This window comes from Nocardioides sp. GCM10028917, assembly GCF_042666175.1.
In the GTDB taxonomy this organism is placed as follows: Bacteria; Actinomycetota; Actinomycetes; order Propionibacteriales; family Nocardioidaceae; genus Nocardioides.
Window position 1 is genome coordinate 275,654 of sequence record NZ_JBHTFL010000007.1, and the last position, 20,368, is coordinate 296,021.

Annotated in this window: 21 protein-coding genes; 11 read left to right on the plus strand and 10 right to left on the minus strand. The window is 72.3% G+C overall.

What is annotated here, in order from left to right:
- Positions 1-33: 33 nt before the first annotated feature.
- Positions 34-723 (minus strand): N-acetylmuramoyl-L-alanine amidase, encoded by a 690-nt coding sequence (locus tag ACFQW6_RS10700; protein WP_378544370.1) that lies wholly within the window; start codon positions 721-723, stop codon positions 34-36.
- Positions 724-827: 104 nt separating this feature from the next.
- Positions 828-1,841: a UDP-glucose 4-epimerase GalE gene (gene galE, locus ACFQW6_RS10705; protein ID WP_378544373.1), complete on the minus strand. Its 1,014-nt coding sequence runs from the start codon at positions 1,839-1,841 to the stop codon at positions 828-830.
- A gap of 42 nt (positions 1,842-1,883) precedes the next feature.
- Here galE and gmd point away from each other — a divergent pair, with 42 nt between their 5' ends.
- Positions 1,884-2,864, plus strand: coding sequence for a GDP-mannose 4,6-dehydratase (gene gmd, locus ACFQW6_RS10710; RefSeq protein ID WP_378544377.1), 981 nt, complete (start codon positions 1,884-1,886; stop codon positions 2,862-2,864).
- The gene (locus ACFQW6_RS10715; RefSeq protein WP_378544380.1) at positions 2,861-3,796 is read left to right on the plus strand and encodes a GDP-mannose 4,6-dehydratase; all 936 of its coding nucleotides are present in this window, start codon (positions 2,861-2,863) and stop codon (positions 3,794-3,796) included. The genes gmd and ACFQW6_RS10715 overlap by 4 nt, the downstream gene beginning before the upstream one ends.
- A gap of 21 nt (positions 3,797-3,817) precedes the next feature.
- Here the strand turns inward: ACFQW6_RS10715 and ACFQW6_RS10720 are convergent, their stop codons facing one another.
- From ACFQW6_RS10720 to rfbA, 5 genes are all read right to left on the minus strand, one after another.
- Positions 3,818-4,333, minus strand: a complete 516-nt coding sequence (locus ACFQW6_RS10720; RefSeq protein WP_378544383.1) for a hypothetical protein — start codon at positions 4,331-4,333, stop codon at positions 3,818-3,820.
- Between the two features lie 11 nt (positions 4,334-4,344).
- Positions 4,345-6,120, minus strand: a complete 1,776-nt coding sequence (locus ACFQW6_RS10725) for an alpha/beta hydrolase (RefSeq protein WP_378544386.1) — start codon at positions 6,118-6,120, stop codon at positions 4,345-4,347.
- Complete coding sequence (locus ACFQW6_RS10730) at positions 6,117-6,428, minus strand: hypothetical protein (RefSeq protein ID WP_378544389.1); 312 nt, start codon at positions 6,426-6,428, stop codon at positions 6,117-6,119. Before ACFQW6_RS10730 ends, ACFQW6_RS10725 begins: the two co-directional genes overlap by 4 nt.
- Positions 6,425-7,003 (minus strand): hypothetical protein, encoded by a 579-nt coding sequence (locus tag ACFQW6_RS10735; protein ID WP_378544392.1) that lies wholly within the window; start codon positions 7,001-7,003, stop codon positions 6,425-6,427. Before ACFQW6_RS10735 ends, ACFQW6_RS10730 begins: the two co-directional genes overlap by 4 nt.
- A gap of 87 nt (positions 7,004-7,090) precedes the next feature.
- The gene (gene rfbA / locus ACFQW6_RS10740) at positions 7,091-7,957 is read right to left on the minus strand and encodes a glucose-1-phosphate thymidylyltransferase RfbA (protein ID WP_378544395.1); all 867 of its coding nucleotides are present in this window, start codon (positions 7,955-7,957) and stop codon (positions 7,091-7,093) included.
- 64 nt (positions 7,958-8,021) lie between these two features.
- Between rfbA and ACFQW6_RS10745 the strand changes: the two genes are divergently transcribed.
- From ACFQW6_RS10745 to ACFQW6_RS10755, 3 genes are read left to right on the plus strand one after another with little or no spacing between them, the layout of a single operon-like run.
- Entirely contained in the window at positions 8,022-9,905 is a 1,884-nt protein-coding gene (locus tag ACFQW6_RS10745; RefSeq protein WP_378544398.1) for a DUF4012 domain-containing protein, read from the plus strand.
- A 10-nt stretch (positions 9,906-9,915) separates the two neighbouring features.
- A complete protein-coding gene (rfbB, locus tag ACFQW6_RS10750; protein ID WP_378544401.1) occupies positions 9,916-10,914 on the plus strand; it encodes a dTDP-glucose 4,6-dehydratase in 999 nt (332 codons plus the stop codon).
- Positions 10,911-12,314: a sugar nucleotide-binding protein gene (locus ACFQW6_RS10755; RefSeq protein ID WP_378544404.1), complete on the plus strand. Its 1,404-nt coding sequence runs from the start codon at positions 10,911-10,913 to the stop codon at positions 12,312-12,314. The genes rfbB and ACFQW6_RS10755 overlap by 4 nt, the downstream gene beginning before the upstream one ends.
- A 114-nt stretch (positions 12,315-12,428) precedes the next feature.
- On the opposite strand, the gene ACFQW6_RS10760 is transcribed toward ACFQW6_RS10755, so the two are convergent.
- Positions 12,429-12,743, minus strand: coding sequence for a GIY-YIG nuclease family protein (locus tag ACFQW6_RS10760; RefSeq protein WP_378544407.1), 315 nt, complete (start codon positions 12,741-12,743; stop codon positions 12,429-12,431).
- A 328-nt stretch (positions 12,744-13,071) separates the two neighbouring features.
- On the minus strand, positions 13,072-13,365 hold the full coding sequence (locus ACFQW6_RS10765; protein ID WP_191193302.1) for a DUF2516 family protein: 294 nt from the start codon (positions 13,363-13,365) through the stop codon (positions 13,072-13,074).
- A 111-nt stretch (positions 13,366-13,476) separates the two neighbouring features.
- Here ACFQW6_RS10765 and ACFQW6_RS10770 point away from each other — a divergent pair, with 111 nt between their 5' ends.
- Genes ACFQW6_RS10770 through ACFQW6_RS10795 form a run of 6 tightly spaced genes read left to right on the plus strand, consistent with a single transcriptional unit; the run spans position 13,477 to position 17,837 of the window.
- Positions 13,477-13,779, plus strand: a complete 303-nt coding sequence (locus tag ACFQW6_RS10770; RefSeq protein ID WP_378544410.1) for an urease subunit gamma — start codon at positions 13,477-13,479, stop codon at positions 13,777-13,779.
- A 9-nt stretch (positions 13,780-13,788) separates the two neighbouring features.
- On the plus strand, positions 13,789-14,112 hold the full coding sequence (gene ureB / locus ACFQW6_RS10775) for an urease subunit beta (RefSeq protein ID WP_378544413.1): 324 nt from the start codon (positions 13,789-13,791) through the stop codon (positions 14,110-14,112).
- On the plus strand, positions 14,105-15,802 hold the full coding sequence (locus ACFQW6_RS10780) for an urease subunit alpha (RefSeq protein ID WP_378544416.1): 1,698 nt from the start codon (positions 14,105-14,107) through the stop codon (positions 15,800-15,802). Before ureB ends, ACFQW6_RS10780 begins: the two co-directional genes overlap by 8 nt.
- Positions 15,802-16,434 (plus strand): urease accessory UreF family protein, encoded by a 633-nt coding sequence (locus ACFQW6_RS10785; RefSeq protein WP_378544419.1) that lies wholly within the window; start codon positions 15,802-15,804, stop codon positions 16,432-16,434. Before ACFQW6_RS10780 ends, ACFQW6_RS10785 begins: the two co-directional genes overlap by 1 nt.
- A complete protein-coding gene (gene ureG / locus ACFQW6_RS10790; RefSeq protein ID WP_378544422.1) occupies positions 16,427-17,140 on the plus strand; it encodes an urease accessory protein UreG in 714 nt (237 codons plus the stop codon). The genes ACFQW6_RS10785 and ureG overlap by 8 nt, the downstream gene beginning before the upstream one ends.
- Positions 17,115-17,837 (plus strand): urease accessory protein UreD, encoded by a 723-nt coding sequence (locus ACFQW6_RS10795; protein WP_378544425.1) that lies wholly within the window; start codon positions 17,115-17,117, stop codon positions 17,835-17,837. Before ureG ends, ACFQW6_RS10795 begins: the two co-directional genes overlap by 26 nt.
- Here ACFQW6_RS10795 and ACFQW6_RS10800 read toward each other — a convergent pair.
- The gene (locus ACFQW6_RS10800; protein ID WP_378544428.1) at positions 17,819-20,341 is read right to left on the minus strand and encodes a hypothetical protein; all 2,523 of its coding nucleotides are present in this window, start codon (positions 20,339-20,341) and stop codon (positions 17,819-17,821) included. The two genes, ACFQW6_RS10795 and ACFQW6_RS10800, sit on opposite strands and share 19 nt — an antisense overlap.
- Between the last annotated feature and the right edge of the window lie 27 nt (positions 20,342-20,368).

A 20,368-nucleotide genomic window follows, 5' to 3' on the forward strand; every position in this document is an offset into this window, starting at 1 on the left:
GGTCCAGCAGCACAGGCGAGCTGCCTACGTTGGTCAGCCGAGGAAGCGGCGCACCCCGGAGACCAGGCCGCGGGCGTACCGGGCGCGGCCTGAGGGCGAGGTCATCACCCGCGCCTCGGACGGGCTGCTCATGTTGCCGAGCTCGACCATCACGGTGGGGACGTCGGAGAGGTTGAGGGTGCCGAGGTCGGAGCGGACGTCGATCCCGTCCCCGCCGGCCGTGTAGGTCGCGACGCCGAAGCGCTGGGACAGCAGGCCGGCCTTCACCGAGGTCGCCAGCCGCATCGACGGCCGGTGGATGTCGGCCGTCCACGGCGCCCGGTCGGGCGGGGCGATGACGTGGAAGCCGCGCGCGCCGGCGGCGTACGACCCGTCGGCGTGGATCGACAGCTTGAGGTCGGCGCCGGGGCGCGAGGAGGTGCCGTTGCCGGCGCGGCCGCGCTCGTCGACGCAGGGACCCCAGCGGTCCTGACGGTTGCTCCGCCGGGTCAGCCGGACCGTCGCGCCGAGCTCGCGCAGCCGCGCCGCGACCAGGCGCGACACCAGCCAGGCGAAGGTCGCCTCCGGGTAGCCGCCGTCGGTCGCGGTGCCGGTCGTGTTGCAGGGCTTGGTGAAGCCGCCGGCCGGCACCGGTCGGCTGATCCGGCGCGGGAAGTTGTGGTTGCCGAGCTGGTGGCCCGGGTCGATGACGACCACCCGGCCGTCGAGGGCTCCGACCGACATCTTAGGACGCGACGGACGTGGATCGGCCATCCCCGCGACCGCCACGTCCTCAGACATCCCGAGAAGGGAGAGGACGAGGACGGCGACCGCGGCCCGGCGACACATCAGCCGGCGAAGCCCCGGGGGTTCTGCGACTGCCAGCGCCACGTGTCGGCGGCCATGTCGTCGACCGTCTTCACGGTGCTCCAGCCGAGCTCGCGGTTGGCCTTGGACGGGTCGGCGTACGACGTCGCGACGTCGCCGGGACGCCGGTCGACGATCTCGTACGGGATCTCGCGACCGACGGCCTTCTCGAACGCGCGCACCATCTCGAGCACGCTCGTGCCGTGGCCGGAGCCGAGGTTCCAGGTGTGGACCGCCTCGTCGGTGTCCCCGAGCGCCCTCAGCGCGGCGATGTGGCCGGCGGCGAGGTCCTCGACGTGGATGTAGTCGCGCACGCCGGTGCCGTCGACCGTGTCGTAGTCGCCGCCGAAGACCATGAGCTTCTCGCGCTTGCCGACCGCGACCTGGGCGATGTAGGGCACGAGGTTGTTGGGGATCCCCGACGGGTCCTCGCCGATCGTGCCGGACGGGTGGGCGCCGACCGGGTTGAAGTAGCGCAGCAGAGCGAACCGCATCCGGGGCCGGGCGATCGCGACGTCGCGCAGGATCTGCTCCTGCATGACCTTGGTCCAGCCGTAGGGGTTGGTGGCGTACGTGCGGCGGTCCTCGGTCGCGGCGGCCTGGTCCTCGCCGTAGACCGTCGCGCTGGAGGAGAAGACCAGCTTGTCGACGTCGTAGCGCTGCATCGCCCGCACCAGCGCGAAGGTGGAGACGAGGTTGTTCTCGTAGTACTCCAGCGGCTTCTCGACGCTCTCGCCGACGGCCTTGTGCCCGGCGAAGTGGATCACGCCGTCGAAGTGCTCGGTCGCGAAGAGGTGCTCGGTCTTGTCGTGGTCGGTGAGGTCGAAGGAGTGCAGGTGGATCCGGGTACCGGTCAGCGCCTCGAGCCGCCCGGTCACCGTCGGGTGCGAGTTGCTGAAGTTGTCGACGATGACGACGTCATAGCCGGCGGCGACGAGCTGGACGACGGTGTGCGAGCCGATGTAGCCGGCGCCGCCGCTCACGAGGATCTTCATGCGGCCACCCTAACGAGAGGGCACCCTGACAGAATGCCGCGCATGCCCAGCGCGCTCATCACCGGGATCACGGGCCAGGACGGGCTCTACCTCGCCGAGCTCCTGCTGGAGAAGGGGTACGACGTCCACGGGCTGCTGCGCGGCCAGAACAACCCGCGGCGCGCCCTGGTCGAGGACCTCGTCCCGGACGTCCGGCTGCACACCGGTGACCTCACCGACCTGTCCAGCCTGATGCGGGCGATGCGCGACTCGCAGCCCGACGAGGTCTACAACCTCGGCGCGATCTCCTTCGTCGCCTACTCGTGGGAGAACGCCTTCGTGACCAGCGACGTCACGGGCATGGGCGTCCTCAACATGCTCGAGGCCGTACGCCTCCACGCCGGCGACGACCCGTCGTCGATCCGCTTCTACCAGGCCTCGAGCTCGGAGATGTTCGGCAAGGTGCAGGAGGTGCCGCAGACCGAGCGCACCCTCCTGTGGCCCCGCTCGCCCTACGGCGTGAGCAAGGTCTACGGCCACTACATGACGATCAACTACCGCGAGTCCTACGGCATGCACGCCTCCTCGGGCATCCTGTTCAACCACGAGTCCCCGCGTCGCGGACCGGAGTTCGTCACCCGCAAGATCAGCCAGGCGGTCGCCCGCATCCACCTCGGCCAGCAGGACTCCGTTGCGCTGGGCAACCTCGACGCCCGACGCGACTGGGGCTTCGCCGGTGACTACGTCGAGGCGATGTGGCGGATGCTGCAGCAGCACGAGGCCGACGACTACGTCATCGCCACTGGTGAGACCTGGTCGATCCGCGACTTCCTCGACCTCGCGTTCGCCCACGTCGGCATCGACGACTGGGCCGAGCACGTCACCCAGGATCCGCGCTTCATGCGCCCCGCCGAGGTCGAGATGCTCATCGGCGACGCGAGCAAGGCGAAGGACAGGCTCGGCTGGACGCCCACGGTGTCGTTCGCCGAGCTGGTGGCGATGATGGTCGACGCCGACATCGCGGCAGCCAAGGCGGGCTGGTGACCGCAGCCGCGTTCGTCACCGGCATCGGCGGCCAGGACGGCAGCTACCTCGCCGAGCGGCTGGTGGCCGACGGCATGGAGGTGCACGCGCTGGTCCTCGAGGCCGACGGCCACCCGGCCCACTGCCCGGAGCAGGTCGTCCTCCACGCCGGCGACCTCGGCGACGTCGAGGCGACCCGGCAGCTCGTGCGCGAGATCGCGCCGCGCGAGGTCTACAACCTCGCCGCGATCAGCTCGGTGGCCCAGTCGTGGGACGAGCCCGACCGCACCGCGCACGTCAACGGCCTGGCGGCGGTGGCCCTGATGGAGTCGGCGCGCCAGGTCGACGGCGTACGCCTCGTGCAGGCCTCGAGCGCGGAGATCTTCGGCGAGGCGAGCACCTCGCCCCAGGACGAGGCGACCCCGATCGCGCCGGTCAACCCGTACGGCGCCGCGAAGGCCTTCGCCCACCTGTCAGCCCGCGTCTTCCGCCAGCGCGGCCTGCACGTGTCGAGCGCGATCCTCTACAACCACGAGTCGCCGCGCCGGCACCCGCGCTTCGTGACCCGCAAGATCACCTCGACGGTCGCCGCCATCGCCCGCGGCGAGGCCGACGAGCTGGTCCTCGGCAACGTCGACGTCCGCCGCGACTGGGGCTGGGCCCCCGACTACGTCGACGCGATGGTGCGCGCCGCCCGCGCGGACGAGCCGGGCGACTACGTCATCGCGACCGGCACCGCCCACTCGGTGCGGGACTTCGTGGCCGCCGCGTTCGCGGCCGCCGGCATCGACGACTGGGAGCACCTCGTGCGGCAGGACCCGGCGTTCTTCCGGCCGGCCGACCCGACCGAGCTGGTCGGCGACGCGAGCCGCGCACGCGAGGAGCTCGGCTGGGCGCCCACGACGGACTTCACCGAGATCGTGCGACGGATGGTCGCCACCGACCTCGCCTGACCGACCGTCGCGTCGGACGGGTCAGTCGAGGGGGATGTCCTCGGAGTTGTCCCGGTCGACCGGCTCGGCGTCCTTCGGCACCTCGACCTCGCCCTCCTGGTCGAGGGTGAGGACCAGCTCGCGCTCGCCGACCTTCGTCCAGCCGATGGTCGTGCGGAAGTCGTCGCGCTCGAGCTGGGCCCACGGCTCGGAGGCGTCGAGGCCGTCGGACGTCCGCGACCACCCCGCCTCCTCGAGCGCCGCCGCGGCCTGGTCGACCTGCTCGCCCTCGGCACCCTCGCCGACGACGACCGCCGACGCCTTGTAGTCCTCGGCGCGGTAGGTCGACATGCCCTCGCTCTGGACCCGACCCTGCGCGCGCTCGACGGCGAGCCCGGTGCCGGTCAGTGCGGCGGCCATGTCGCGGAGCTCGGCGTTGACGGCCTGCTTCATCGACGCAAGGTCGGCGGCGGCCTGCTCGGGGTCGGGGTCGCCGCACGACCCCAGCCCCACGGCGAGCGCGAGGGCCAGCAGCAACCGGAGCGGGAGGAGTCTCATGCGGTCCATCCTCACCGGTCGGGGCTCGTGTCGGAACGACCGGGCTGGCCGGCGGTCGGGTCGCGGTCACACTCGGGGTCCTGCGGCGGGCCCCACCACGGGTCGTAGCTCTGCTCCGCGGTGTTGATGTCGTCGCCGTGGCCGTCGACGATGCGGCCGATGTTGTAGAGCGACTCGGTGTCCTGGTCGAGGTAGGAGCTGTGCGCGTCGCCGGTGTTGCGGTGCCAGTTGCGGTCGACGTCCTCGGCCTCGAAGCGGTGGGCGTCGAAGTCCTCCGACGACGGGTCGGTGCCCAGCCCGACACCGAGCTTGCCGACCCACCCCTCGTCGCCCAGCACGGCCACGAGGTCGCGGCTGTCACGACCCACGTAGACGTGGTCGGCGCCGGGCCCGAGGTCGCTGGCGTGGTCGGCCGGACCCGCGCCGGGGCTGCCGATGAGGACCACCTCGTCGACGTCGGACGTGTCGCCGTGGGTGGCGTACGACGTCGTGGTGGAGCCGTAGCTGTGGCCGACCGCGGTGAGGTGGGCGGGGTCGTCGGGCCGGGAGGCGCGGAGCCCGTCGATGGCGTCGGCGAGGTTGCGGCCGCCCTCCTCGGCACGTCCCTCGCCGAGCGTCGCGAGGTCGGTCGGTCCGTGGGGCGCGTCGTAGCCGAGCCAGAACATGGTGGCGACGCTGGAGCCGTCGCCGTTGTAGCGCGCCGACTCGTAGAGGTTCATCATCCGGTCGGTGTAGTAGGTGGTGTCGCCCATGTCGGTGGTGATGCCCGGCGTGAAGACCGCGACGTCGGTCGCGTGGTCGAGGTCGCCGACCGCGACGGCGACCCGGCCGTCGCCGTCGTAGGCCGCCGGGTCGTAGAGCCACAGCACGCCGCCGGGCCGCAGGTCGGGGTCGAGCGGGTCGGTGTAGGCGTCGGCGTTGGCGAGCGCATCGCGCGCCTGCCCGGCGTTGGCGAGCACCCGGCGTTCGAGCGGGGAGAGGGTGCCGTCCTCGTCCTTGGCGGCGAGCCGCGCCAGGTCGTCGTCGAGCAGCACCCGGTTGGCCTGGTCGCGGGCGCCGGCCGGGAGCCCGTCCCCCTGGCCGATGCGCTCGGGGTAGGCCGCGATCACGGCCTCGCGCTCGGCCTCGGTGAGGTCCTCCCACCAGCGCTGCACCTCCTCGGGCGTCGCGCCGCTGCCGGGCGCGCCGGGACGGTTCATCGCCGACTCCGCCATCGGCGGGATGCCGCCGTCCGACGCCAGCGACTCCGGCAGGGTGTCGGCGGCCTGGAAGGCCTGGCGCAGCAGAGTCTCGTTGTCGCGGACGCGTCGCTGGAGGTCGTCGTCGGCGGCGACCAGCTCGGAGTAGTCGGTGCGCAGGTCGACCGCCCGCTCGCGGAAGGCGGCGATCTCGTTGTCGGTGGCCTCGGTGGCAGCGTTGATGTCGGCGATCAGCGCGGTGCGCCGGTCGTCGAGGGCGCGCTTGCGCTCGACGAGGTCCTCGTGGTCGCGCAGCAGGTCGCGCAGGGTGTCGGCGAAGGCGGTCACGCCCCGCCCGACGCGGCGTACGGTCGTGGCCATCGCCGAGTGCTCGGTCGACGCCTCGCCGGAGGCTTCCTTGTAGGACCGGTAGGCGATGCCGGCCCAGCTGCCGAGCTCCTGCAGGTCGCGGCAGCGGTCGGCGAACTCCTCGTAGCGTCCGGCGGCGGCGTAGATCGTCGTGGCGAGCCCGTCGGCCCCGCCCGCGTCGCCCTCCGGCTTCTTGATCCGCGCCGGGACCGACGCCGGGACCTCGATCGTGACGGTCACCGGGCCGACCCCAGTCGTCCGTCGAGGTCGCTGAACTGCCGGTCGGTGGCGTCGTCGGTGGTCGAGTAGTCGTCGGCGGTCGCGTGCAGCGCGCCCACGAACCCCTGCGCGATGGCGACGCTCTCCCCGGCGTAGCCGGCCCACCGCGTCAGGAACGTCGTCGCTGCACCCTGCACGCTCGGCGGCAGCGACGCGGCGGAGGCACCGCGGAGCTCGCGCGCCGAGGTCTCCATCAGCGTCTCCTGCGCCTCCCACCCCTGGGTGCCACGGCGCAGGGTCTCCATCTGCCAGACCAGCGGGTCGCTCATCGCGCACCCGCGCCGGTCGCCTCGGCCGCCGCGGCCTCGCCCACGACGACGAGGGCGGAGCGGATCCTCAGCACCACCCGGCCGGCGGCGGGCGCCAGGACCTGCACGTCCTCACGGCCGATCGCCGCGGAGCGTCCGGCCAGCACGCGGGGTACGCCGTCGGGCGGGGCGAGCACGTGCCAACCGTCGGCCTCGGCGAGAAGCTCCTGCGCCCGCTGCAGCGCGCCGGAGGCGACGACCGGGTCGAGGTCGTCGAAGGTCGCGGTGCCCTGCCACCGCAGGGTGCCGGCCGCAGCCCCGGCGAACCACACGTCGTCGAGGTGGGCCGGCTCAGCCTCGAGGCCGAGGGCCGTCCAGAGCCCGGCCATCCGTGCGCGCAGCTCCTGACGCGCCGCGTCGCGGTCGACCGTCGGCTCGCCGGCCGGGACCTCGGTGCGGTCGGGCGCCTCGGGCGGGAGCACCACGAGGTCGACGTCGTCGTGGCGTCGCAGCACCGTCGCCCAGAACGGGTCCTGCAGCACCTGCCGGGCCGCGGGCGCACCCGAGACGAGGTCGAGCGAGGTCGGATCGGGCACGTGGCCTCCTACGCGATGGGCCGGGAAGCGGCCGGGGTGCGGTCCGCTATCCCTGTCCCTCCCCCGCGCGGGACCCTCCCAAACGCGTCAGCCGTGCTTGAGGAGACCGAGCAGGTACTCGCCGTAGCCGCTCTTGCGCAGCGGCTCTGCGCGGGCGACGAGCTCGTCGTCGGAGAGGAAGCCCATCCGCCAGGCGACCTCCTCGGGCGCTCCGACCTTGAAGCCCTGCCGGCCCTCGATGGTGCGGACGAAGTTGGAGGCGTCGTTGAGCGAGTCGAAGGTGCCGGTGTCGAGCCACGCGGTGCCGCGCGGCAGCACCTCGACGTGGAGGCGACCCTCCTCGAGGTAGCGCCGGTTGAGGTCGGTGATCTCCAGCTCGCCGCGCGCGGACGGCGCCAGCTCGGCGGCGTACTGGACCACGTCGTTGTCGTAGAAGTAGAGCCCCGGCACCGCGAAGTCGCTCTTCGGGTGCTCCGGCTTCTCCTCCAGCGACAGCGCCCGGCCCTGGTCGTCGAACTCCACCACGCCGTAGGCGCGGGGGTCGGCGACGTGGTAGCCGAAGACCGCGGCCCCGTCGAGCTCGGAGAAGCGCAGCAGCTGCTGGCCGAGTCCGGAGCCGTAGAAGATGTTGTCGCCGAGGACGAGGGCGGACCGCTCGGCGCCGATGTGGTCGGCACCGATGATGAAGGCCTGCGCGAGGCCGTCGGGGCTCGGCTGCACCGCGAAGGTCACGTTGATGCCGAACTGCGAGCCGTCGCCGAGGAGCCGGTGGAAGGCGTCGGCCTCGTGGGGCGTCGTGATGATCAGGACGTCCCGGATCCCCGCCAGCATCAGCGTGGAGAGCGGGTAGTAGATCATCGGCTTGTCGTAGACCGGCACCAGCTGCTTGCTGATCCCCTGGGTGATCGGGTGCAGTCGCGAGCCGGTGCCACCGGCCAGGATGATTCCGCGCATGGGTGAACCCTAGGGGTGCGTCCGGGATTCTCGTGGGTTCGTGCCCCTTTGACACCATGTGCGCATGTCGTCCACCCGTCGCGCCGCGCCGCGACGGCTGATCCGGCCGGCCACCGTCATCGGCGGGCTGCTCCTGCTGCTGGTGGTCCTGGCCCTGCTGGCCATCCCCTTCCTCTCGGCCCCCGGCCACGCCGAGGACGCGCGCGCCGAGCTCACCGCCGCCAAGGACGCCCTGGACGCCGGCGACACCGATGCTGCGGCCGCGGCCGTCGAGCGCGCCCGCTCCGAGACCGACGACCTGCAGGGCTCGGTCCAGGGCGTCGGCGGCGACGTGTGGAGCTGGGTGCCGGTCGCCGGCGGCCCGGTGCGCGACGTACGACGCCTCGGCAACGCCCTCGACCAGCTGGTCGCCGTGGCGGAGACCGGCGTACGCATCCTGCCGCAGGTGCGCGGCGAGGAGTCGACCCTCGTCGACGACGGCAACGTCGACATCGACGTGCTGGAGGACGTGATCGACGACCTCCGCGAGGTGTCGACGCGACTGGCCGACGCGCAGGCCGAGCTCGCGGACGTGGCCGACTCCCGTGCCGTGGTCGGCGACCGTCTCGCCGAGGCGCGCGACCAGGCGCAGGGCGAGGTGGACCCGCTGGCCGACAGCCTCGAGACGATCGACCCGCTGCTCGACCAGCTGCCCAAGGTCCTCGGCCGCGACGCGAGCCGGCAGTACCTCGTGGCGCTGCTCAACCCCGCCGAGATGCTCTACTCCGGCGGCACCCCGCAGACGTTCGTGCCCGTCGACCTCGACCGGGGGCGGCTGTCGATGGGCGAGACGGTCGACCTGTCGACCGCCCCGGGCGCGGCCCAGCCCCGCTACTGGAGGAAGGTCAGCGGCAACCCGCTCCACCGTGGGCAGATGAAGCCGGCGCTGGCGACCATGGCTCCCGACTGGGAGGTCTCGGGCAACGAGCTGGCCAACGCGTGGCGCAGCCTGCGCGGCCGCCGGCTCGCCGGCGTGGTCGTGATCGACGTGGTCGCGCTGTCCAGGCTGCTCGAGGTCTCCGGCCCCATCGAGGTCCCGACCCTCGGCACCCTGACCGGCGACAACCTGGTCGAGAAGCTCATCGGCAGCTACGACGACTACCCCGACCCCGCCGCGCGCAAGGCGGTCAACCGCGCGCTCGCGCCGGTCTTCGTCGAGCGCCTGCTCTCCGGCAACGACCCGGTCGGCACCGGCCGCGTGCTGGGCGAGGCCGCCGACGAGCGGCGTTTCGCCCTCTACTTCCGCAGCCCCGACGAGCAGGCGGCCTTCGACGGCCTCGGGCTCACCGGTCGGCTCTCCGACACCGAGCACGACTACATCGGCGTCTTCACGCAGAACAAGGTGCCCAGCAAGTCCGACTACTGGCAGCGCCGCACGGTCAGCACGGACGTCGCGCTGCGCGAGGACGGCAGCGCGCGCGTGCGGATGGAGGTCGAGGTCCACAACGACTCCCCGCCCTACGTGCAGCCGGTGCCCGACCCGCGTCAGGGCTACTTCACCCGCTGGAACACCCTCAGCATCGCGCCGTTCCTGCCCACCGGCGCCACCTTCGACTCCGTGGAGGTCGACGGCGAGCCCGTCGAGACGTCACCTCGCAACTTCTTCGGCCGCTACTTCATCCGTCCCGAGATCGAGTTCGCGCCGCAGTCCCGCCACACCCTCGCGGTGACGTACGACGTCCCTGCCGCCGCGGTGCGGGACGGCGACGGGCTCGCCTACCGGCTGGCGCTCGACCCGCAGGGCATGGTCGACCCGCAGGACGTCCGGGTCCGGGTCAGCTTCCCGCGCGGCTACGCCGTCGGCGACGACCTGCCTGATGGCTGGTCGACGCGCGGCGGTCGCGTGGCGACGTACACCACCGACGCGCTCGACGTGGCCGAGTCGTTCGAGATCGTCGCGCGCCCTTAGACTCCGCGGCATGGAACGCCTTCTCGTGACCGGGGGCGCGGGGTTCATCGGGTCGAACTTCGTGCACCACCTCGTCGACCACACCGACCTGAAGATCACGGTGCTCGACAAGCTGACCTACGCCGCCTCCCAGGAGTCGCTGGCGGGGCTGCCCGAGGACCGGGTGCAGCTGGTGGTCGGCGACATCGCCGACGAGGAGGTCGTCGACCCGCTGGTGGCGGCACACGACGCGGTCGTCCACTACGCGGCCGAGTCGCACAACGACAACTCGCTCAACGACCCGAGCCCGTTCATCCGCACCAACATCCTCGGGACCTACACGATCCTCGAGGCGGTGCGGAAGCACGACAAGCGCCTGCACCACGTGTCGACCGACGAGGTCTACGGCGACCTCGAGCTCGACGACCCCAAGCGCTTCACCGAGGACACGCCCTACAACCCGTCCTCCCCCTACTCCGCGTCCAAGGCCGGCTCCGACCACCTGGTGCGCGCGTGGGTCCGCAGCTTCGGCGTGCGCGCGACGGTGTCCAACTGCTCGAACAACTACGGGCCCTGGCAGCACATCGAGAAGTTCATCCCGCGCCAGATCACCAACGTCATCGACGGTGTGCGCCCCAAGCTCTACGGATCGGGCGAGAACGTCCGCGACTGGATCCACGCCGACGACCACTCCTCGGCCGTGCTCACGATCCTCGAGAAGGGCCGCATCGGCGAGACGTACCTCATCGGCGCCGACGGCGAGAAGAACAACCTCGAGGTCGTCCGCCTGATTCTCAAGCTGATGGGCAGGTCGGAGGACGACTTCGACCACGTCAACGACCGCGCCGGCCACGACATGCGCTACGCCATCGAGTCGGGCAAGCTGCGCCAGGAGCTCGGCTGGCAGCCGCAGTTCCAGGACTTCGAGGCGGGTCTGGCCAACACCGTCGAGTGGTACCAGACCCACGAGGACTGGTGGCGTCCCCACAAGGACGCGACGGAGGCGAAGTACGCGGAGAAGGGTCAGTGACCCTCCCGTCCCTCGAGACGACGCCGATCCCGGGCCTCGTCGTCGTGCGGCTCGACCGTCGCGATGACTCACGCGGGTTCTTCAAGGAGAACTGGCAGCGCGAGAAGATGCTCGCGATCGGCCTGCCCGACTTCGGGCCGGTCCAGAACAACGTCTCCTTCAACGCCGACCGCGGCGTGACGCGCGGCATCCACACCGAGCCGTGGGACAAGTTCGTCTCGCTGGCCACCGGCCGGATCTTCGGCGCCTGGGTGGACATGCGCGAGGGCGACACCTTCGGCGCGACCTTCACCCTCGAGATGGACACCGCGGTGGCGGTCTTCGTGCCTCGCGGTGTCGGCAACAGCTACCAGGTGCTCGAGGACGCCACGGCCTACACCTACCTGGTCAACGCGCACTGGCGCCCCGGCATCACCTACCCCGCGCTGGCCCTCGACGACAGCACGGTCGCGATCGACTGGCCGATCCCGCTGGGCGAGGCCATCATCAGCGAGAAGGACCAGAACAACCCCGGCCTCGACCCGTCGACGGCGATCCCCGCCAAGAAGACGCTCGTCCTCGGCGGTCGCGGTCAGCTGGGCCTGGCCCTTGCAGCGGCATTCCCCGGCTGCGACGCGGTCGACCGCGCCGAGCTCGACGTCACCGACGCCGACGCTGTCGCGGCCTGGCCCTGGCACGAGTACGCCGTCGTGCTCAACGCCGCGGCCTACACCGCCGTCGACGCTGCGGAGACGCCCGAGGGGCGGGTCGCCGCGTGGGCGGCCAACGCCACCGGCCCCGCCACCCTCGCCGGCCTCGCCCGGGAGCACGGGTTCACGCTCGTCCACTACTCCTCGGACTACGTCTTCGACGGCACCGCGCCCCTCGACCCCGGCCACACCGAGGACGAGCCGGTCTCGCCGCTCGGCGTCTACGCGCAGAGCAAGGCCGCCGGCGACGTCGCCGTCTCGCTGGCTCCGCGCCACTACGTCCTGCGCACGTCGTGGGTCATCGGCGAGGGCAAGAACTTCGTCCGCACCATGCAGTCGCTCGCCGAGAAGGGCGTCTCCCCCAGCGTGGTCGACGACCAGGTCGGCCGGCTCACCTTCACCGACGAGCTGGTCCGGGCCACCCGGCACCTCCTCGACAGCGACGCCGCCTTCGGCACCTACCACGTGTCCAACGGCGGCCCCGCCATGTCGTGGCGCCAGATCGCGCAGGCGGTCTTCGAGCGCTCCGGCCGCAGCGCCGACGACGTGTCGGGCACGAGCACCGAGGCGTACGCCAAGGGGGTGCTGGCGCAGGGCAACCCCTTCTCGCCGCGTCCGCTCAACTCCGCGATGTCGCTCGAGAAGCTCCGCGCCACCGGCTTCGAGCCAGAGGACGCCATGTCCGCCCTCGACCGCTACCTGGCGGGCTGACGCTCGCTCTCCCCCGCTGGTCGAGGAGGTGGCGCTCCCTCCCGCTGGTTGAGGAGGTCGCGCTCTCTCCCGCTGGTTGAGGAGGTCGCGCAGCGACCGTCACGAAACCAGGACTCACGTCCCCGAGCCCTTGCCGCGAAACCTCAGCGCCTCCCAGCTGCGGCTCGAGAGCATCCCGAGGTCCTCGGTCCGGTCGTCGATCAGCGCCTGGCGCTTGGCGCGGGACCAGCCCTGGATCCGCTTCTCCATCGCGAAGGCGTCGGCCATCCGCTCGCACTCACCGGCCCAGACGAGTTCCACCGGCCGCCTACGACGGGTGTACGCCGCCCCGACTCCCTCGTTGTGCTCGAAGACGCGTCGCTCGATGTTCCACGTGCTGCCGACGTAGAAGCTGTCGTCGGAGCAGCGCAGGATGTAGACATAGGGCATCCGTCGAGCCTGACTTCAGAGGTGGCATACCGACAGGGGCTGCGGCCCATCTGTGGATGACCGCACAACCGCTGGTCGAGGAGGTCGCCCGCGACCGTCACGAGACCCGGACCCACCGCTGGTCGAGGAGGTCGCCCGCGACCGTCACGAGACCCGGACCCACCGCTGGTCGAGGAGGTCGCCCGCGACCGTCACGAGACCCGGAGAGAGGTCATGGTCTCGTGACAGGACTTCGTCCTTCCTCGACCAACGGAGCGGGCTGGGTCTCGTGACAGGACTTCGTCCTTCCTCGACCAACGGAGCGTCCATCCTCGCCCAGCGAGCGGGCTCAGCGGCGTGAGGTTACCTCGGCCAGCGCCGGGCGGACGTCGGCGATGTAGACGAGCGAGGCGATCGTGAAGACGAGGTGGATCAGCCCGAGGGGCGAGGAGCCGATGAGGATCAGCTGGGCGGCGAAGCCGAGGCCGGTGATCGCGCACCACGCCTGCTTGGTGAGCTTGCCGGCCGCCTCGTAGGCCTCGGCCGAGTAGGTCAGCGAGTTGATGAACGCGAATCCCTTGACCGCGAGCAGCACGACGAGCACCACCAGCATGAGGGTGCTCTGGAACGCGTAGATGTTCACGCCCCGAGGGTAGCCCGAGGTCCCGACCGGGCGCACGGCTCGCCGAGGCGACGTAGCCAGACGTGACGGCGACGTCACGTGCCGGAAACAGCGGCTGCCTACGTTGCGGACGTGCACCTGACTCCCTCCGACACCGAGAAGCTGCTGCTCGCCGTGGCCGGCATGGTCGCCCGCGACCGGCTGGCCCGCGGCGTCCGGCTCAACTACCCGGAGTCCGTCGCGCTCCTGAGCACCTGGGTGATCGAGCGCGCCCGCGAGGGGGCGTCGGTCGCCGAGCTGATGTCGAGCGGCCGCGAGGTGCTGACCTCGGGCCAGGTGATGCCCGACGTGGTCCCGATGCTCACCGACGTCCAGGTCGAGGCGACCTTCCCCGACGGCCGCAAGCTCGTCACCCTCCACGACCCGATCGGCTGAGGCGACGACATGGCCACCCACAGCGAGGGACCCGGCGCGATCCGCTGCGCACCGGGCACCCACGTCCTCAACGCGGACCGGACCCCCGACGAGCGGCGTACCGTCGTCATCACCAACACCGGCGACCGGCCGGTGCAGATCGGGTCCCACGTCCACCTGCCGCTGGTCAACGCGGCGCTGGACTTCGACCGCGATGCTGCCGACGGCTTCCGGCTCGACGTCCCCTCGGGCACGTCGCAGCGCTTCGAGCCGGGTGCATCGCGATCGGTGGCGATCGTCGCGCTGCGTGGCCGGCGGGTGGTCCCCGGGATCCAGGTGCGCACCGATGGTTGAGATCGGTCGCGAGGCGTACGCCGCCATCTACGGGCCGACCACCGGCGACCAGGTCCGCCTCGGTGACACCGACCTGTGGATCGAGGTCGAGGACGACCTGACCTTCGGCGGCGAGGAGGCCGTCTTCGGCGGCGGCAAGTCGATCCGCGAGTCGATGGCGCAGTCGGCGGTCCCGCGCTCCGGCGGCGCGCTCGACACGGTCATCACCAACGCGGTCGTGCTCGACCACTGGGGCGTCGTGCGGGCCGACGTGGGCCTGCGCGACGGTCGCATCGTGGCGCTCGGGCGCGCCGGCAACCCCGACATCGCCGACGGCGTGCACCCGGACCTCGTGATCGGACCGGGCACCGACGTCATCTCCGGCGAGGGCAGGATCCTCACCGCGGGGGCGATCGACGTCCACGTGCACCTGCTGTCGCGCTCCCAGGTCGTGGAGGCCCTCGCCACCGGAACCACCACGATCGGTGGCGGAGGCACCGGCCCCTCCGAGGGCTCGAAGGCCACCACGGTGACCCCGGGCTCGTGGCACCTCCGGGTCGTCCACCGGGCGCTGGACGACCTGCCCGTCAACGTCCTGCTGATGGGCAAGGGCAACACCGTGTCGGCGGACGGCCTCGCCGAGCAGGCACTGGCCGGCGCCGCCGCCTACAAGGTGCACGAGGACTGGGGGGCGACCCCGGCAGCGATCGACGCCGCCCTGCGCGCGGCCGACGAGTTCGGCCTCCAGGTGGCGCTGCACTCCGACAGCCTCAACGAGGCCGGCTACCTCGAGTCGACGCTGGCGGCGATCGGCGGCCGTTCCATCCACGCCTTCCACGCCGAGGGCGCGGGCGGCGGGCACGCGCCCGACATCCTCAGGGTCGCGTCGTACCCCCACGTCATCCCCGGCTCCACCAACCCGACGCTGCCGCACACCGTCAACACCGTCGCCGAGCACCTCGACATGCTCATGGTCTGCCACCACCTCAACCCCCGCGTGCCCGAGGACCTCGCGTTCGCCGAGTCACGGATCCGCGCGACCACGATCGCCGCCGAGGACCTGCTGCACGACCTCGGCGCCCTGTCGATCACGTCCTCGGACGCGCAGGCGATGGGCCGGATCGGCGAGGTCGTCTGCCGTACGTGGCAGGTGGCGCACGTCATGAAGGCCCGCCTCGGCTCCCTGGGTGGTCCCGCCGACAACGTCCGTGCCCGCCGCTATGTCGCGAAGTACACGATCAACCCGGCGATCGCGCACGGGATCGCCCACGAGGTCGGCTCGGTCGAGCCGGGCAAGCTGGCGGACCTGGTGCTCTGGGACCCCCGGTTCTTCGGGATCCGGCCCCAGGTGGTCATCAAGGCGGGGGCGCTGGTGTGGGGCGCGCTGGGCGACCCCAACGCGTCGATCCCCACGCCCCAGCCGGTGCTGATGAGGCCGACGCTGGTGGGGGCGGACGGCGCCGACCACGCGGTGACGTTCGTGGCGCCCGCGGCTCTCGACGCCGGGCTGGCGTCGTCGCTGGGGCTGCGCCGACGGCTGGCGGCGGTCACCCCGACCCGGGATGTCGGCAAGGCCGACATGGTCAACAACGACGCCCTGCCCGCCATCGACATCGACCCGGAGACGTTCGCCATCACCGTCGAGGGCGAGCTGGTGACCCCCTCGCCGGCCACCACGCTGCCGCTGGCGCAGCTCTACTCGATGTTCTGATGAGCGCGCTCGCCCTGCTCCTCGCCGACGCGCGACTGCCCGTCGCCGGCCACACCCAGTCCGGCAGCCTCGAGCCCGCTCTCGCCGCCGGACCCGTCGACATCCCGGCCTACCTCGCCCTGCGTCTCGCGACGGTGACGCGGACCGAGGCGGCCACCGCCGTGGTGACCCTGGCCCACCTGCGCCGGGGCGAGGGTCTCGACGCGGTGTACGACGCCTGGGCCGCCCGCACGGCCAGCGCAGCGATGCGCGACACCTCGCGCGAGCTGGGCCGCGGGCTGCTGCGCCTGGCTGACGTGCTGTGGGACCTGCCGCCGGTGCTGACCGGGCTGCCCCGGCCGATGGTGCTCGGCGCGATCGCGCACGTCACCGGGCTCCTCGCGACGGACGTGGCCGAGGTGATCGGGTACGACGACCTGCAAACCGTCGCGTCGGCGGCACTCAAGCTGCGGCCGCTCGACCCGGCCGTCGCCACCGGCTGGGTCGTGGCGGCCCTGCCGCGGCTGGCGGTCCTGGTCTCGCAGGTCGCGCACCTCGACTCACCCAGCGACATCCCCGCCACCGCATCACCGTGGATCGAGCAGCTCGCCGAGGACCACGCCCTCACCACCAGGAGGTTGTTCCGTGCCTGAAAGTCCACGCGAGCTCCGGCTGGGCGTCTGTGGCCCCGTCGGCACCGGCAAGTCCTCGCTCATCATGCTGCTCTGCGCCCACCTCGGCGACGAGCTGGAGATCGGGGTCGTCACCAACGACATCTACACCGACGAGGACGCCCGGATGATCCGGGCCGCGGGCGTGCTGGACCCCGCGCGGATCGTCGCGGTCGAGACCGGAGCGTGTCCGCACACCGCCATCCGCGACGACATCACCGCCAACCTGCTCGCGGTCGAGGACCTCGTCGCCGACCACGGACCGTTGGACCTGGTGCTGGTCGAGTCGGGCGGGGACAACCTCACCGCGACGTTCTCACCAGCGCTCGTCGACGTCCAGGTCTTCGTGATCGACGTCGCCGGAGGTGGCGACGTGGCGCGCAAGGGCGGGCCGGGCATCGAGCGTGCCGACCTGCTGGTGGTCAACAAGACCGACCTCGCGCCGCACGTCGGGGTCGACGTCGACCTGATGCGCTCGGACGCCCTCGCCGCTCGTGGCGACCGGCCGGTCGTCGCGCTCTCGCGACACGACCCCGACTCGGTCACGCGGCTCCTGGACTGGGTGCGGGCGATGGTGGCCCGGCAGCGGACCGGCGACCTGGTACCGGTCGACCCGGGCCCGATGGCGCCGCACGCCCACGCCGAGGGGAGCCCCCACCGCCATGGCGTCCACCTTCACGCGCACTGACACCTGCTCGCTCTCGGTCACCAGCACGCCCGACTCCCGGGTGCGGGTGACGGCAAGCGGCGGGCCCTTCCGTGTCGTCACGCTCGCGGCGGGGGACGGCGCGGCGAGGGTGGCGCTGGTCCCCACCCGCGCGCTGCTCCTGGCGGGTGACGCGGTGGAGGTGGAGTGCGAGGTCGGGGACGGGCTCACCCTCCACGTGCAGGAGACGAGCGGCACCGTGGCGTACGACATGCGTGGCGGGTCCGCGTCGTGGTCGTTCACCGCCCGGGTCGGCGCCGGCTCACGGCTGGTGCTCGACGCGCTGCCCTGGGTGTCGTCGGGCGGCTCGCACGTCACCCGTACGACGTCGATCGAGCTGGACGCGGCGGCCACGCTGCTGGCCCGGGAGACCCTCGTGCTGGGCCGGTCGGGTGAGCGACCCGGCGCCCTCCAGTCGCGGACGACGATCACCCGCCAGGGCGGTCCGCTGCTCGTCGAGGACCTGCGCTCGGAGCACGTGGCGCCCCACCGGGTGCTGGACAGCGTCCTGGCCGTCGGCACCTACGAGGAGCCACCCCCGGGCGGTCCGTCCCCGTTCCGGCTGGAGTCCGGCGACCGGCTGTGGCGCCGGCTGGGGTGCGAGGCGCACGAGACCGCCGCTGCACTCGATCCGGTGTGGACCGCCCTGCACCGCCCGGCTCAGTCGTGGGCCTGGTAGTCCACCGGACCCATCATCTCGCCCGCGTCGTCGGTCGCGTCGGCGGTCACGTCGCTCGGCTCCGTGCGTACGTCCTCGCGCGGCGACGGCACGGCCGGCGTACGCCCCAGCGTCCGGGTGGCCAGCCACTCGACGGCGTCGTCCCAGTCCGGGGACAGGGCGAAGTGACCGTGCTGCATCATGGAGCTGAGGGGCTCGGCGTGCAGCTCGCGGTCGGGCGGACTCGGGTCGAGCAGCCGCCAGTCCCGGCCGCACTCGCGCCGACCGGTGCGGATGGCGGGGAGGTGGTCGGGCTCAAGCGGCCACGGGTCCTCCGGGCGCGCCGGCGGGCCGAGCCGACGCGAGCGCAGCACCTGCTGCGTCTCCTCGCCGGTGTGGGCCCAGCTGAGCACTGGTCCCGCGATGGGGTCGGTGTCGCGGAAGAGGTTGATCCAGCGTCCCCCCAGGGCGCGGTCGAGCGACGTGAGCACGCGGTAGCTGGTGTACGCCGGGAAGGCGCGCGGGAAGATCACCTGCAGCTGCGAGCCGAAGGTGAGGAACCCGACGCGGGAGAGCTCGTACGGGTTGAGCCACAGGAGCGCGGCGACCGAGATGAAGCTGCCCTGGCTGTGCGCCTCCACGACGACCGCGTCGGCGACCTCGGTGGTCGACGGCTCGGCCTCGGTGCAGGTGCCGAGGTGGTGCCGGATCCGGTCGCGGAGCGACTGCACCGCGAACTGTGAGTACGGCGGCGGCACGAAGGGGTGCACCGACCGCGGCCAGAAGGACACGACGTCCCACACCACGTTGACGACCCGCTGCCGGTCGCGCGCTCGCAGGGACTGGCGCGCCGTGGTCATGAGCAGGCCGGCCAGGGCGATCAACGTCAGGGCGCCGAGCCGGGAGATGACCTCCACCCAGTCGTCGGGCAGTCTTTCGTCTGGCGCCCCCACGCCGGTCATGAGGTCGACGGCGAGCAGCACCGCGAGTGCCATGCCGAGGAGCGAGAAGCAGACGAGCACGACGGGCAGCCCGAGCTTGACCCGCGCGACGGCGCTCGCCGTCGCGATCCGGCGTACCCGCTCGTCGGTGAGCCACGTCGGCTCGTCGGACCCGTCGCCCGCGCCGTAGACGAGGCCGTAGCTGCGCCGCACCCGCTCGGTACGCCAGTCGCGGTCCGTCCACGTGCGGAACCCGAGCACGAGGCCGACGACCACCGAGAGCAGCATGGAGATGCCCCAGATGAAGGTGACGCCCTCGACGAGCTTGGGCAGCGCGGCGTCGTCGACCAGCAGCTCGGCGCTCGCCAGCAGCAGCGCGGCCGAGTAGCCGACGGCGAGGAAGGCGCCGAGGGCCGCGACGACCGGCGCCGCCATCCCTGCGGCGTAGCGGCGGAAGGGCCGGGGCACCTCCGCGTCGAGGTGGCGGGTCGCGTGCGCCAGGCCCGCGGAGGCGGCGAAGAGGACCAGCAACGCTCCCGTCAGGACCACCACGAGCGTGTTGGACACCTCGTCCACGGCGGCGAGCGGGTTGTCGGGGTTGACCCCGCGCAGCGCCAGCATGACCACGGACGACAGGAGCACTGCGAGCGCGAGGGACGCGGCCGTGATGCCCACCGCAGGGCGCTGGAGGACCCGGTTCCAGTTCTCCAGCGGCGAGTCGCGTTCCCACGACCGGGGAGCGCTGTGCTCGGGGTCGCCGAGCACCGACACCAGCACGGCGAGAGCGGCCAGCAGCCCCGCGCTGGCGGCGTACACGAACGAGCTCAGGCTGGTGGCCAGCTGCGCGTCGCCGTCGGTGAGGCTGCCGACGAGGGCCACCGTCGCCCAGCCGCCCGCGAGGTGGAGGCGCCCGAGGCTGGTGGCGTCGGGGTCGCCGGCGTAGAAGTTCTCCCGGGTCAGGCCGGACGTGTCGCCGAGCGAGCGGCCGAGGGTGTCGGCGGCGTCGGGCGGCTGGCGCACGGTCGTGTTGCGCCGCCCCAGCCGGTAGAGGACCAGCACGCCAGTGGCCGCGAGCAACGCGCCGGCCGCGAGGAGCGTGCCCTCCCCGAGCGCCTCGCCGAGCCGGGTGGTGGCGAGCCGCTGCCGGGCGACCAGGTCGATGCTGATGGAGGACGCGGCCAGCGCGAACGTCGCGGTCAGCCCGAGGGCGAGCAGCCGCAGCGCCCCGCCGACGACGGTGTGGAAGAACCGCTCGCGCCACGAGGAGGGCGGGCTGAGCATGAACTGCGCGGCGTTGACCATGCCGAACGGCACCAGCGCCAGCCACAGCGCCTGCCGCCAGTTGCCCGACGTGTAGCGGCCCCAGTGGAACCCCTCGAGCCTCGTCGACCGCACGTGCGGACCCGTGCCGTCCTCGACCGGGTCGGGCGGCTTGTCGCCGAAGCAGTCGACCGCGACGAAGAACCGCGAGTACTCGTCGCCGGCCTCCTGCCGGGCATGGTGCGTCTCGAGCATCTCCTCCGGCGGCGTCCCGCTGACACCGTGGACCCGCAGCTCCACGATCTTCGCGCTCGTGACATCCATGGCCAGCCTCCGCGGCCTCCCGCGGCG

What these genes read in the sequence shown, in the direction of transcription:
- galE (WP_378544373.1), bottom strand. Translation starts at nt 1,841, where the DNA reads ATGAAGATCCTCGTGAGCGGCGGCGCCGGCTACATCGGCTCGCACACC.
- ACFQW6_RS10800 (WP_378544428.1), bottom strand. Translation starts at nt 20,341, where the DNA reads ATGGATGTCACGAGCGCGAAGATCGTGGAGCTGCGGGTCCACGGTGTC.
- rfbB (WP_378544401.1), top strand. Translation starts at nt 9,916, where the DNA reads ATGGAACGCCTTCTCGTGACCGGGGGCGCGGGGTTCATCGGGTCGAAC.
- ACFQW6_RS10780 (WP_378544416.1), top strand. Translation starts at nt 14,105, where the DNA reads ATGGTTGAGATCGGTCGCGAGGCGTACGCCGCCATCTACGGGCCGACC.
- ACFQW6_RS10760 (WP_378544407.1), bottom strand. Translation starts at nt 12,743, where the DNA reads ATGCCCTATGTCTACATCCTGCGCTGCTCCGACGACAGCTTCTACGTC.
- gmd (WP_378544377.1), top strand. Translation starts at nt 1,884, where the DNA reads ATGCCCAGCGCGCTCATCACCGGGATCACGGGCCAGGACGGGCTCTAC.
- ACFQW6_RS10700 (WP_378544370.1), bottom strand. Translation starts at nt 723, where the DNA reads ATGTCGGTCGGAGCCCTCGACGGCCGGGTGGTCGTCATCGACCCGGGC.
- ACFQW6_RS10785 (WP_378544419.1), top strand. Translation starts at nt 15,802, where the DNA reads ATGAGCGCGCTCGCCCTGCTCCTCGCCGACGCGCGACTGCCCGTCGCC.
- rfbA (WP_378544395.1), bottom strand. Translation starts at nt 7,957, where the DNA reads ATGCGCGGAATCATCCTGGCCGGTGGCACCGGCTCGCGACTGCACCCG.
- ACFQW6_RS10795 (WP_378544425.1), top strand. Translation starts at nt 17,115, where the DNA reads ATGGCGTCCACCTTCACGCGCACTGACACCTGCTCGCTCTCGGTCACC.
- ureB (WP_378544413.1), top strand. Translation starts at nt 13,789, where the DNA reads ATGGCCACCCACAGCGAGGGACCCGGCGCGATCCGCTGCGCACCGGGC.
- ACFQW6_RS10720 (WP_378544383.1), bottom strand. Translation starts at nt 4,333, where the DNA reads ATGAGACTCCTCCCGCTCCGGTTGCTGCTGGCCCTCGCGCTCGCCGTG.
- ACFQW6_RS10745 (WP_378544398.1), top strand. Translation starts at nt 8,022, where the DNA reads ATGTCGTCCACCCGTCGCGCCGCGCCGCGACGGCTGATCCGGCCGGCC.
- ACFQW6_RS10730 (WP_378544389.1), bottom strand. Translation starts at nt 6,428, where the DNA reads ATGAGCGACCCGCTGGTCTGGCAGATGGAGACCCTGCGCCGTGGCACC.